The organism is Paraglaciecola sp. (assembly GCF_039964565.1).
Classification (GTDB): Bacteria; Pseudomonadota; Gammaproteobacteria; order Enterobacterales; family Alteromonadaceae; genus Paraglaciecola.
The window spans coordinates 279,252-293,562 of sequence record NZ_JBDVXF010000044.1; the positions used below are offsets into that span (position 1 = coordinate 279,252).

6 protein-coding genes are annotated in these 14,311 nt (G+C 41.1%); 5 read left to right on the forward strand and 1 reads right to left on the reverse strand.

The features are described 5' to 3' along the window. The first annotated feature begins 169 nt into the window (after nucleotides 1-169). Nucleotides 170-3,064 (forward strand): TonB-dependent receptor, encoded by a 2,895-nt coding sequence (locus ABJK37_RS21025; protein ID WP_348357933.1) that lies wholly within the window; start codon nucleotides 170-172, stop codon nucleotides 3,062-3,064. Between the two features lie 361 nt (nucleotides 3,065-3,425). Here ABJK37_RS21025 and ABJK37_RS21030 read toward each other — a convergent pair whose 3' ends face one another. Beyond that, on the reverse strand, nucleotides 3,426-4,415 hold the full coding sequence (locus ABJK37_RS21030; protein WP_348357935.1) for an AraC family transcriptional regulator: 990 nt from the start codon (nucleotides 4,413-4,415) through the stop codon (nucleotides 3,426-3,428). Nucleotides 4,416-4,585: 170 nt separating this feature from the next. On the opposite strand from ABJK37_RS21030, the gene ABJK37_RS21035 reads away from it, so the two are divergent. The 4 genes from ABJK37_RS21035 to putA all read left to right on the forward strand — a co-directional run bounded on the left by ABJK37_RS21035 (nucleotide 4,586) and on the right by putA (nucleotide 13,883). Continuing rightward, nucleotides 4,586-6,850 (forward strand): TonB-dependent receptor, encoded by a 2,265-nt coding sequence (locus tag ABJK37_RS21035; protein WP_348357937.1) that lies wholly within the window; start codon nucleotides 4,586-4,588, stop codon nucleotides 6,848-6,850. Nucleotides 6,851-7,431: 581 nt separating this feature from the next. Then, entirely contained in the window at nucleotides 7,432-8,685 is a 1,254-nt protein-coding gene (locus tag ABJK37_RS21040; RefSeq protein WP_348357939.1) for a Xaa-Pro peptidase family protein, read from the forward strand. Between the two features lie 84 nt (nucleotides 8,686-8,769). Further along, nucleotides 8,770-10,059, forward strand: a complete 1,290-nt coding sequence (locus ABJK37_RS21045) for an MFS transporter (RefSeq protein WP_348357941.1) — start codon at nucleotides 8,770-8,772, stop codon at nucleotides 10,057-10,059. 38 nt (nucleotides 10,060-10,097) lie between these two features. Beyond that, nucleotides 10,098-13,883, forward strand: a complete 3,786-nt coding sequence (putA, locus tag ABJK37_RS21050; RefSeq protein ID WP_348357943.1) for a bifunctional proline dehydrogenase/L-glutamate gamma-semialdehyde dehydrogenase PutA — start codon at nucleotides 10,098-10,100, stop codon at nucleotides 13,881-13,883. The last annotated feature ends 428 nt before the right edge of the window (nucleotides 13,884-14,311 follow it).

Below are 14,311 nucleotides of genomic sequence, written 5' to 3' on the forward strand. Positions count from 1 at the left end.
AGTATGTTTTACGTGCGAAATAACATTAAAGAAACACAAAGAATCAATTTTGTTGATTTCATTTTATTTCACTTTAATTTAAATAAGTTGTGCATTTCATTTGATTTCATTGTTTGTTTTTGGTACAAAAGTTCCAACATAAAAATAAAATAAAGCCAGCGGTGAGAACATGAACGAAAAATTTAATAAAACAAAATTAACATTAGCGATCAGTTTGCTTTGTTGTTCGGCAAATATTTATGCGGCAGATCAAGTCGAGCCAGAAGTTGATTCAGAAGACGAATTTGAAGTGATAACGGTTTCTTCTACTAAACGCAGTCTAATTAAGGCATTGGACATTAAACGTCAAAGTGATTCTATCGTTGACGGCATTACGGCTTCTGAGCTCGGTGTTTTCCCCGACGCTAACGTAGCTGATTCGTTATCACACATCACAGGTGTCACAATTGATAGAACCTCTGGTGGTGAAGGTCAAGGCGTGAGTATTCGTGGTTTGGGGCCAGAATTTAGTATCGTTACTATTAATAACCGAATTATGGCAACTGACTCTTCAAGCCGTGATTTTGCCTTTGATGTGTTGCCTTCGTCAGTCATCTCTGAAGCTTGGGTACATAAATCAGTCACCGCCTCTCAATTAGAAGGCAGTATTGGTGGCGCCATCAATCTTAAAACCGCACGCCCCTTCGATAATGCTGGCACACACGGCTCTTTTGGCGCAGAAGGAATATATGGTGAACAGGCTGACAAGTTTGGCTACAAGTTAACCAGTGTTGGTAGTCATACCTTTAATGACGATACTATGGGGATTTTAGTGTCTGCTTTATATAGCAGAGCACCAACACGAACTGACGAATTATCAGATAACTGGTGGGAACCTTCTACCAGTACCAACTGGTCTTGGGACCGCAATGGTGACGGACTCACTAATGATCCAGCGGATGATGAGCTTATTTTCCCTGGCACTATTGCTTACACAGCCCGTGAAGAAAACAAAGAGCGTACAGCGATTTCTGCGGCTTTCCAATATCGACCCAATAGTGACCTTGATATTGTCATTGATGCTTTGTGGACACGATTGGATACACCGAGCAAAGGTTACACAGAATCGTATTTCTTCCCAGATGTTATCGCCAGTGGTACTGACGCTACCTATGGCGGCATCAAAACTGAATTAAACCCGCTAGGTACAATGGTCACAGGTTTGACGGTACAAAATTTAGTGCCTCAGTTGGTGACGCTTGAAGAACATCGTGTAGTCGATACAGTCAATTTGGGAGCAAACTTTACTTATAACGTCAGTGATAACTCAGTTCTTACTGGCGATATCTATATGTCTACTGCTACGCGTGAGGCGGGTGGTAAAGATAGGTTTGTTGTATCTGTACCTGTGGTTGCTGGTGAGACAACAGCAAGAATGGAACTAACCGATGGCGGATTGCCAAGTATCACTTTGGATTTTGCTGATAACGAAGGTGGTATCACTCAAGTGAGTGATATTGTTGGAAACGGCCAATTTGGACCACACTTTACTCGGTTAGAAGGTATCGATATTGATGATCAAGTCATTGGCGCTTCATTAGGCCACCAAATATTTTTGGATATGGCTATCATAGATAGCGTTGAATACGGAGCGGTTTACAATAAACGCACCAAAGAACGTGAACAATATGACAACAGAGCCAACATGTCGTTATATAGTGGCGCCCCCTTTACTTGGGATGATGTCGACGCTGATGTTGTACAAGCCTTTCCGTTTGATAATTTCTTAGATGGCGTAAGTGGAGATTTTCCTCGCGAATTTACTGTTTTTGATGTGGCAAAAGCGTTTGAAGCCATTAAGTCTGCCGACGGAAATCCCAATGTAATCAACCCTCTTACGGGCGAACCTTATGTCGCAGGATATTCGGATGCGTTATTTCCGGTATTTAACTCTAATTTGTCGGGTGCGGTCGAGGAAGAAACGGTGTCCTTGTATGCTCAAAGTAATTTTAGCCTGGAACTAGATAGCGTGAATGTCTCAGGTAACATTGGCTTAAGGTATGTGCAAACTGATGTGACATCGTCAGGTTATGACTCACCTATTTTAAGTGTGTCTGAGGCCCCGCAAACAATATGGGCATCGGTAGTTGATTATGGACCGACTGTTGCGATTGAAATCGAAAATGACTACGACAAGTTATTACCGTCGATGAATCTACAATTCGAGTTTTCTGAAGAGTTAGTTGTACGTTTGTCTTATGCTGAAGTGATGTCAAGACCGGGTATCGACCAGTTATCAACACAAGTCGACCATGACTCTCTGACATACAACCAGTGGTATATTACCAAAATTGGTGATCCAGGCTTAAGTCCAGTAACGGCTGAACAAGCAGACCTATCGATAGAGTGGTATTACAAAGAAGGCTCTTCGGTAAGTGCGGCAATATTTCAAAAAGACATCCGTGGTTTTGTACAATCGGGTATTGATATTTACCAAGATACACCTGAAGACAAACCCGTTTACTTAGTAGAAAACCCAATACGTTGGGCTCCTTCAGGTATGTATGAAGAGGTAGCATTTACCGTTGCAGGACCAAGAAACTTAGACCAAGCGAAAATCTTAGGTTATGAATTTGCTTTGCAACACTTCTTTGATTCTGGTTTTGGCATAGTATCTAACTATACCTACATTGATACTGAATCAATTGTCAGTGGCTTTTCGGTGGGGGTTCTAGAAAACATACCCGACACCTCTTATTCACTTAGTTTAATGTACAACAGTGACAAGATGAGCTTAAACCTATCGGCGTATCATACTGAAGCATTTGTCACCAGCCATTGGTCGCCACTAAATGTCTTTCAAGAAGATGGCAGTGTCACCGACACTTATAAAGGCATGGCTGACCCCTCTACATGGTCATCTGCTTCCGCCACTTTTTACATTGCTGAAGGTTTAGAGGTTTATGCTCAGTTAGATAATTTATTAGATGAAGGCTGGCATGGTTATAATGGCCAAACTAACTTACCAGGTAGTTATGCCGAATGGGGTAGAACAGCAAAAGCTGGGGTGCGTTATAAGTTTTAATTGAGATAGATTGAGGCGTTAATAAATACGGCTTCTTTCTACTGAAAAATACTAAAGGGTCAATAGTTATTGACCCTTTTTTTCGGCTGGAGAAACTGGTTAATTGCAGTGTCAGCTGAATTAATGTTACAGCTAAGTCTACGTATCGCACTTGAACTCATCTGACAATTTTGTGCTGTGAGTTCAAGCGGTCATAGCTGTGGTTCGAAAAAAAAAGGTTTTGACGATCACGTTTGCCACCAAACCGGCCATTCAAGACATTTCATTTAATGTAAGCAGGTTCGACGTTGCTGACCTAGGCGATGTAGATATTCAAAGTATATTTTATTGGTGAAATCGGGGATAAGTCCAAGATGAAAGGTTAAAGTGCTCGGTCATTTGTCGGTGAATATCCAAAATATTTTTTGAATGCCCTCCCAAAACTTGATTGGTTTTTGTAGCCTACTTCTAAGGCAACATGCATGATAGACAGTCTGCCCTCCATGATTAATATTCGAGAGCGCTCCATTCTCTTTTGCGTCAAATACTCAGATAAGTTCATCCCATAACTCGATTTAAATGTCCTCACTAACTGTCCTTTACTCATGGCCAATTCTGCACATAAAGAATCTAAGCGTATTTCAGCGTCAATGTTATTATCTAGCTTATCTAGGAGTTTTTTCATTGCGGTAGTTTTGGCAGTAGTTAGATTATTGTCATTACTATATGCAAGTTCAGGAGATTTCATGCATTCCAAAGTATGGCAAATTAGTTCTGTAGTTTTTGCTTCAAGGTATTGATTGGAATAACTTGTCTTGAAACTATTAACTAAAATGCATTCGATAATCTGTCTAACCGTACCTGTAAGTGGGTAGGTAACGACTTTGTTTTTTGACGCCGTCAATACTTCCTGTACTGAAGGGGGAAAATCGACCATGGCCAATTTAAAAAGTCTATCTAATGCCTTTGGAGATACCCAAATCCCTACCCCAATATACTTCTCTTTGGCTAGATGATAGCGGGTCTGGTGACTATTTTTACTATGTGAAGTTACATATAGTCTTGGCATATCATTGTTAAATATACTTTTGCCTCCGAGTTGCATATCAGACCCACCACGCAACATAAATTCAAACGAAATCATGTTTTCAAGTTTTGCGTTCGTCGTGAACGACTCCCTTATATGCAGATCTTTAATGCCCAGATAGGCACAGTTTTTATATTTAAATATGTGGAAAGTACCGTCTGCCCAGCCAGATTCATCTGTTGCCAGACTCTGCACATTAATGATGCCCACGTTAGTATTCTGTAAAGTAAAGAGTTTTTTGATGTCATACAGATCAATTTCAACGTGATTTTTTTGAATTTCCATTAATGATTTCCGTAAATTGAATTCCAATATTTACACATAAATAACCTTTATCTAAAGACGTTGATAACATAATGATGTTTTGTGCACAATTTTATGGTGTTACTGCACAAAGTAAGAGTGGTCTTTAGAGTACCTTGGAAAAACAAAAGACTAAGGTACTGGAAAAGTTCATGAACCACCATCAAATAAAGTTTTCTTTGAGCATCGTAGCCTCATTACTTGTCACTTCAAATGTGTGCGCACAAGAACAAACTGATGACGAATCTTCGAGTTATGAAGTTATCTCAGTAACAGCTCAAAAACGAGCTCAAAGTATACAAGATGTTCCTATCTCTATGTCTGCATTTGGAGAAGAGGTTCTTGACAACATAGGGGCTCAAGATTTTTCAGACCTGACATCAGTAGTACCTGGATTAAGTATTGTTGGAGGTACAGATGCTTTCCCTATTACCTATATTAGAGGGATTGGAACTAACGATACAAGTATTGGTGCAGATCCAAGCATTGGGGTTTATATTGATGGTGTTTACGCAGCGAGATTAGGTGGGGCGCTAACCGAGTTGCTTGATGTTGAGAGGGTCGAAATACTAAAAGGACCGCAAGGTACTTTGTTTGGAAGAAATTCTATTGGTGGTGCCATTAGCATTATAACCAATAAACCATCTGACATTTTTGAAGGTAAATTTAAATTAGGTGTTGGTAATTTTGGTAGCAAAAAAGCCAGTGCAATAGTCAATATTCCGCTAATAGATGATGTGTTGTATGCTCGAACTTATGGTTCCATAACAAAAAGTGACGGCTGGCAGGAAAATATACTAAATGGCATTAATGGCTACCAAGAAGACAGAGTAAACGGGGGCTTTAAGCTTACATGGATGCCTAGTGACACAGTAGAAGTTAACTTTTCAAATACATGGAGCAGTTACAATGACATCGCTAGCTATGTAGAAGTCTTTACCTCGGCTTTCCCACTAAATCCTCTTAGCGATGTTCTGGATGATAAAAAAGCGGTTACGGGAGGATTGGATCCATTCGGTAATACTGCAAATGACCAAGCTCCCAATATCCCCGTTTATGACCGTGTTCTCAGGGAACACTGGCTTAATGTCACTTGGGACATGGGCGATGATCTTTCCCTTACATCATTGTCAACGTTCCGCAAGTACACCGCCACATCTGCCAGAGAGTATGACGGCACAGAGTTTTTCCTTGCTGAAAATACCCAGTCAATTGAAACCAGTGAATCTTATGGGCAAGAATTCCGTCTATCCCACGATTCTAACGGTTTGTTTTGGGTTTTAGGTGCAAGTTACAATCACGAAGACGCCGATCTTGATTTTACCTTAGGTGCGGCAGATTTAACCTTTGCGCTAAATGGCGGCGCGCCATACTACGAGCGCAGTATTACTGCGTCTGAAACCGATAGTTACGCGATCTTTGGTGATGCTACCATCAGTCTTTTAGATAAATTGAATCTAACAGTTGGCGCCAGGTTTTCAAGAGATGATAAAAACTTTGGTTACAATAATGGCCTGCACGAAGATGGAGCTGCCGCGCTGGGTGGTTTCGGTACATCATTCCCCACGCCTTTTCAATTCGTTGACGAAAATGGAGTTTATGATCCAACTGCTACGCAAGTCGAAGATAGTTGGAGCGATTTTTCTCCTAGGGTTGTGCTGGATTACAAATTAGGGTCACACTTGCTCTACACAAGTGTCACTAAAGGCTACAAATCGGGTGCTTTTAATAGCTTCCCTAGTCCAGATTCAACTAACGGACTGATTGTCTCGCCAGAGGCAAGACAAACAGTAGCGCCCGAAACGGTGATTAACTACGAGCTTGGGTTCAAATCTAGCCTTTTAAATAGAAATTTAGACATTAATGGTTCTTTCTACTATCAGGATTACCAAGATCTACAAGTATTTCAAGTCGTTGGTGGGGTAACAAGATTAGAAAATGCCGGTGAAGCAAAAAGTAGTGGGATAGAATTAGATGGACGCTACGCTATAAACAGTGACCTGGCGCTAATGTTCAACGCAGCGTGGATGGAGGCCGAGTTTAAGGATTATGTGGTGAGTGGTGAAGACCTATCCGGCACATCGCTGTTTTTCGCTCCTGAACTATCCGCCAGTCTCTCGGTGGACTACGTGAAATCAATTAATGGTATTGGGGACGCGAGAGCTTTTATTACCTATGCATATAAAGGTGACCATTTGCTCGCCGCTGGGGTAGAGCAAAGTTCATATTCTCTATTGAACGCAAAATTTTCGTTAATCAGTGAAGACGATACATGGGAAGTTGCCTTATATGGAAACAATCTTACCGATGAAGCGTACCTGACTAATTTTGTTGGGATTTTGGTTGATTTTGGATTTACCGGCGCTGTCAGAAATACACCCAGAACCTACGGTATTTCGTTCTCATACAACTTCTAAAGGGAAGTTACTGAACTGTAGCGATGGAGTGTCGCTCCTAGGCCAATATTTACTAGTACTAAATTCCAAAAAGAGTCAACAAGGAAGTGTTTGTAGTTGCGTTGGAAAAATTAATCAAATCCCAAATTTAAGGAGACGTGCAGGTGTTTTTTCGGAATGAGATAACGTTTACGCATTGCTTGGCTATGCAATTTGTCTGGTTAATGTTAGCGGTTAGTTACAACTTAATAAGCATATATAACATTGGAAATGGCTATCCACCTTTAAAAAATGGTAATTCAGAGCAAACATTGGTGATGATAACTCCGTTTGTAATTTTGCTCATATCTGGGATTGTTAAACATTACACATTGTATTTTTACTTTGGTACTTTTCAGACAATTATGCTGTTTTTAGGCGGTGTTGTCTCACACTTCTACATTGTATCTATCTCCGGGTTGTCACAATACTCTTCACTTTCTTCTTGCCTTTTTGCGATTGGAATTAATTTGTATGGCGTGGCAGTTTTTTATTATGGGGTTCGGAAAAGTTACTTTTTAAAGGCAAATCCCTGTAAACCAAATTAATAATAGAGTATCTATATGAATATTTTACCCATTTACACCTCCCCAAGTGAAGAAGAACTCAAGTCAAGGAAAGAAAAACTCCTTAAGCTCATGGATAATTCAAAGTTGGATGCTTTCGTAATAGCAGATCCAGATAATATCTTCTGGCTAACAAACTTTGCAAATTATGTTCATGAAAGACCTTTTATACTCATTCTTTCTAAATGCGGGCGTTTGTCTTTTATTATCCCAAAGTTGGAAAAAATGCACGCGGAGTCGCGTGTTATAGGTCAAATTGAGTATTTGATGTATGAAGAGTTCCCTTACGTCGGCAAGGGAAGTTGGGATTTGTTGTTCACTGCAGAAATTAGTCAGTATGCAAATGTTGGCTTAGAAGAAACGGCCCCTCAGTTTGTTGCTAACCTAATTACCACTAAAACCATTAGTTCAGAAATGGTTGAAATGGCTCGCTATATAAAGTCTGACTATGAAATTGGACGCATTGTTTATTCTAGTAATATAGCAAGCAAAGGGCTTGAAAAACTCCTTGCTATGGCGGCCCCAGGTGTTTCGCTGCTTTCCGTAAATTCAAAAATAACAAAATTAATGTTATTGCAGATGTTAGCTGACAACCCAAAATCTAACCCCTTGGCGACTAATGTAGCGGCAGTTGTTCAACCTCCTTCTGTTTCATACGACCCGCATAATTTTACAAATATAATGGAAATGGATATGACCGCAGGAGGCCCCCATGTTTCCATTATTAATGGCACCATTAATGGTTATGGCACAGAAGTCGAAAGAACCTTTTTCTTAGGTAAAGTCCCTAAAAAGGCCATCAAACCCTATGAAGTGATGATGGAGGTACGAGCGCTATGTTACGAACTCTGTGTTCCTGGCGCAGATATGCATGATGTTGATTACAAAGCTAAAGAAGTCTTTAAAAAATATGGCTATGGTGAAAATGTCGCTCATCGAGTAGGTCACAGCATCGGTGTAACTGGACACGAAGGGCCGTTCTTAGCCAGAGGTTTTCATCGTGAAATACAACCGGGCATGCTTTTTACTATTGAACCGGGTATTTATATAAAGGACATTGGAGGGTTTCGTCATTCCGATACGGTTTTGGTGACACCTGATGGCAATAAAAACTTGACCCCAGTAAAAGATAGTTTGAATGATTTGACTCTGAGCATTAGCGCCTTGAATTTTTCTTCATCTTCGACTTTTAAGAAAAAAATTTTAAAAAACTATAATCGTTATTTTGGACTGAATATAAAGTCGGAATAGGACTCAGTAATAGTGCAAATTGAATTACGTAAAGTTAAACACAACCCACAACCGTGATTTCACATCATTAAGAGATTTCATTAAATGCAAAAGATAACAAGCTCTAGTCAACATCATAACTATAAATATTTTGTTCTATTCATGTTGGGCTTGGTCGGCGCATTCAACTTTATTGATAGAGCCATATTTTCGGTGCTTGCCGTTTCCATCAAAGAGGATTTGCAACTAACTGATACTGAAATCGGCATGGTTGGTGGCATCGGCTTTGCTCTTTTTTACGCATTGATGGGTATTCCTTTAGCCCGTTTAGCTGATAAAGGTAATCGTATTAGTATTCTGAGCCTATGTCTCGCGTTTTGGAGTTTGGCTACAGCGGCATGTGGCCTTGCAACTAACTTTTGGCAACTCTTGATTGCTAGAGTTGGAGTGGGAGGTGGTGAAGCAGGCTGTTTCCCAGCTTCATTCTCAATTTTGTCAGATTATTTTGAGCCGTCTAGAAGGGCATTTGCCATAGGCTTGTTTTATTTTGCCGGTTTTCTTGGATTCGCGATTGGCCTTGGTAGTACTGGTATTTTGGCCGAATCAATAGGATGGCGATATACATTTATTATCGTTGGCTTGCCCGGTGTACTGTTAGCAATCGCAGTAAAACTTTTTGTAAAAGAACCTAAGCGAAGTCATGTTGAGATTAGTAATGAAGTTTTAACTGAGGGGGTGTTTGCAGCAACAAAGAAACTGTTTGAAAAGCGTTCGTTCAGGCATTTGATTATTGGCTACACCTTTTTTATCTTCTCTAGTTACGCATTTATGCTGTGGTTACCTCAATTTTACCATAGAGAACATGGCCTCGACAGTTCTGAAATTGGAATGTGGTTCGGATTATCCTTAGGCGGGGGGCTTGTAGTTGGTACAGTTTTAGGCGCAATTTTTTCAACCAAGTTGATTAAAAAAGACCGCGCATGGGAATTGAAATTTCCTGCATTGATTTCATTACTCGCTTTCGTAACTTTTTTGTTTGCGGTTATTTTTGAAGATTACAAATTGTCTCTAGTGGCTAGTTTTTTTGGCGGGATAATGTCAACCGCAGGGCTTGGGGCAAACTTTTCAGCAGTACAGTCTCTTTCAGAACCAAAGTACCGTGCTCTATCTTCTGCTCTCATGTTGGTCTTTTCAGCAATATTGGGCCAAGGTTTAGGTCCAACTCTCACAGGCATCATTAGTGATCTATTCGTTAGTTATGGCATAGAGCACTCGCTTAAATATTCCTTACTAATAATTCTTGTGCCTTTTCTATTATCAGCCGTCCACAACTTCTGGGGCAGTTTGTCCTTTTCTAGTGAAGTTGCTATAGAAGCGCCGACCAATGCGTCTTAAAAACCTTAAATAAATTATCTACCATCCTGGAGTTGCAAATGTTGTTCGACGGTAACTTAGTCACTGAATCAGCCATTCGTCAAACAATTCGAAATTTTTATCGAATTGATGAAGATCTTGCCATCGAACATATTCTGCCAGATGCAGAAGTTAACATGCTAGCTCGCAGTCGCGCTTGGGAGCGAGCACGTAAAATGGTGCTACAAATTCGCAACGACCAAGAAGGCACCGGTGTTGTTGATGCATTGTTAAACGAATATTCTTTATCTTCATCTGAAGGCGTAGTGTTAATGTGTCTTGCTGAAGCATTATTGCGGGTGCCGGACAAAAAGACACAAGATAAATTGATCAGTGATAAATTATCTAAAGGTCAATGGAGCTCACATTTAGGCAACAGCGACTCATTATTCGTTAACGCTTCGTCGTGGGGTTTGCTGCTAACCGGTGGTTTAGTTAATTATGCCAATCAACACAATCAATTTGGTATTTTGAAAAAAACCTTAGGCAAAGTTGGCGAGCCAGTCATTCGTAAAGCCATGAATATCGCCATGAAAGTTATGGGCCAACAGTTTGTTATGGGCGAAACCATTGAGGATGCGGTTCAGCGAGCACAAGATAAAGAGCGTAAAGGTTATGTGTATTCCTATGACATGCTCGGTGAAGGCGCCAGAACTCAAAAAGATGCTGACGAATATTTTGACGCTTATGCTCAAGCCATAAAAGTCATAGGTAAGGCGGCAGAAGGTAAAGGCCCGCGAAAGAGTCCTGGTATATCCGTAAAATTATCTGCTATCCATCCCCGTTATGAATTTACTCACAGGGATAGAGTCATGGCGGAGATCCCACCTAAGCTTAAAGAGCTGTGTTTGCTGGCTAAAGAATCTAATATTGGCCTAACTGTGGATGCTGAAGAATCTGAACGTTTGGACATTTCTTTGGATATTATTGAGCAAGTATTCAGTGACCCAGATCTTATTGGCTGGGATGGCTTTGGATTAGCTGTTCAGTCTTATCAAAAACGCGCCATGTTTGTGATTGACTGGGTACGTGAGTTGACACAAAAAGTGGGTCGTAAAATGATGGTGCGCTTAGTAAAAGGCGCCTATTGGGATACAGAAATAAAAAATGCCCAAAAAGATGGTTTAGTGCATTTCCCGGTGTTTACCCGTAAGTCATCTACAGATGTGTCATATCATGCTTGTGCGAACCGTTTACTTGATTTTCGTGACACTATTTACCCACAATTTGCTACTCATAACGCCTACACTGCTGCAGTGATAGTTGAATTAGCTGGTGATGACAAAGTAGGTTTTGAATTTCAATGTCTGCATGGTATGGGTGACAGTCTATACGATCAAATTGTGTCCCAAGAAGAAATTCAATGTCGTATTTATGCACCGGTAGGGGAGCATGAGGATCTATTGGCCTACCTAGTGCGCCGCTTGCTTGAAAACGGGGCAAACTCCTCTTTTGTTAACGCTATCGTTGACGAAACCAGACCGGTTGAATCTTTACTTGAAGATCCGGTTGAAAAAACCCAAAGGTTGAAACATAAATATAACGACCAAATTCAAAAACCGATCGCCTTGTTTGGCAGTGAGAGAAACAATTCCAAAGGGCTTGATGTAACTGATATCAATCAGATTACTGCCCTTAAAGACAACCTTGATAGCTGGTATGAACAACATTTATTGCAAGAAGGCCAAGTGCCTGAAGGTGCGCATGCAGTTCGCAACCCTGCCAATTCAAATGAAATTATAGGTTTTCATCACTTCGATACTCAGCAGCAGATGGCAGATAAATTAACTACCGCACACAATGCCTTTGAAACTTGGTCGGCAACTCCGATGAGCGAACGAGCCGATTTGCTTCGCCGTACCGCAGAGATTCTTGAGCGTAATATGGGCGAGCTGATAGCCCTTTGCATAAAAGAAGCTGGAAAGGTTGCTTCAGACGGCGTTGACGAAGTCCGAGAGGCAGTTGATTTTTGTCGCTATTATGCTGCTAGGGCAGAAGAGCTTGCAGAAGATGATAGATTAGCGCCACGAGGCGTAGTGTTTTGTATTAGCCCTTGGAATTTTCCTTTGGCTATTTTTTTAGGACAAGTCGCTGCCGCACTTGTAACCGGTAATACCGTGATTGCCAAACCAGCAGAGCAAACCAGTTTAATTGCCCTACACGCATTACAATTAATGGAATATGTCGGTTTACCGGCGGGTGTAGTGCAAGCAGTGATCGCATCAGGCCCCGATGTAGGAGACGCCCTATTGCCAGATGAGCGGATCAAAGCGGTTATGTTTACTGGTTCAACCGCTACCGGTAATATCATTGCTAACGCCTTGGCACAAAGAGGTGGTGAACAAGTGCCTCTCATCGCCGAAACAGGTGGCCAAAACTGTATGATTGTTGACTCAACTGCCTTACCTGAACAAGTCGTTGATGATGTTATCGCCTCAGGCTTCCAAAGTGCTGGGCAACGCTGTTCAGCATTACGTGTATTGTTTTTGCAAGAAGAAATAGCCGACACAGTAACCGAAATGTTGATCGGCGCACTGCATGAGTTAAGTGTAGGTGATCCTGCGTATCTAGCTACCGATATTGGCCCAGTTATTGACAAACAAGCTTTGGCCAATTTACAAGCCCATGCCGAAGATATGCTACACAATGGAACCCTGTTATACGAATGCAAAGTACCTACTAACAAGGGCTCATTTTTTGCGCCTAAGCTCTATCAAATTTCTGATATCTCGGTTCTCAAGCGTGAAGTATTCGGCCCCTGTGTACACATAGTGCGCTTCAAAGCAGATGAAATAGAACAAACCGTGGAAAAAATAAACGCTACTGGGTTTGGTCTAACCATGGGTATTCACACTCGAATTGATATTAGAGCGCTAGAGCTCATTAAACTCTCACGGGCCGGAAACGTCTACGTTAACCGTAATATGATTGGCGCTATCGTGGGGGTTCAACCTTTTGGCGGCCGCGGGCTATCTGGAACTGGCCCTAAAGCCGGTGGTCCTAATTATTTAACACGCCTCATGCTTGAAAAATCAACGCCACGGGCCATTGGTGAAATATCGGCAGACACTGATAAAGCGTTAGAAAGTAATAGTGATGCTAAGCAAGAGGCAGCCCAGTTCATGAAACATGCCTGCAGTATCGAGCATGATTGGCGCCTAACAGATTTAAATACCCGTGTATCTTCAGTCCGTCAATTATTAGCAGCCATTGCTAAAGTAGACACGGTTGAAGAACTAGCCGACGATTTAAACTCCACTTTAGCGGCGGCTCGCTCGCAGTTAATCAGTATCGAAAGACGTCTCAAAAAACCTAAGGTTTTACCTGGACCAACGGGTGAATCCAATGTGTTATACCTAGAGCCTAGAGGGGTTCTAGTGTGTTTCGCTGATAAAAACGTCACATTCGAATATTGGGTCTTATCTATCGTAACGGCTTTAGCAACCGGAAATGTTGTGATTTCAGTTGTTTCTGAGCTGTTTTACGCAGAAGCAATAGAATTCCGCGAACAGTTCCTTGCAACTGGTGCACCTAAACATGTATTTCAGGTGGCTAAGTTGCACCATCTAGAGGCTTTGTTAGCCGAAGACGCCCTAGCCGGTGTGGTAATAGACAGTGAAAGTGATCGTTCCAGCTATATGGTACATATGTTAGCCGAACGAGCAGGTACAATATTGCCTGTTATTACCGCTGAGTATTATGACCACTTAATCCAAAGGTTATTAACAGAAAAAACGGTCAGTATCGATACTACTGCATCTGGAGGTAACACCTCTCTAATGACCTTAGTAGAAGAAGATGAATGAGTAAAATCTATAACAACAGACACTCGTAATCAATCAGGCGTACCTGTGATAAGTAACAACTGTATGGTTAATGAAGACAAAGGGTTAAATCATAATCCGATTCAGTCCAAACTGAATTTGACAAGGCCTAACATTGAGTACCTGATATCACTAAGGAATACGCAAGTGAAATTTTAGTATGAAAGAGAAAGACTTACTTATCTCCCTGATTTTCTTACACCAATTTCGCTCAGTGGAATATTCAAAATTGGAGCCCGTGTCTATTTTAAGGATGGATTTGCCGATGATGATTATACTTCAGGTATAATATGCAGCAGTCCGAAGCCTAAGAACAATAATTTCTATTCATATGAGGTGATGATTGGTCTACAAAAAAAGAAAATTTTGAACCTGACGACTAATAAAGACATGCATAGATGAAAGGTATA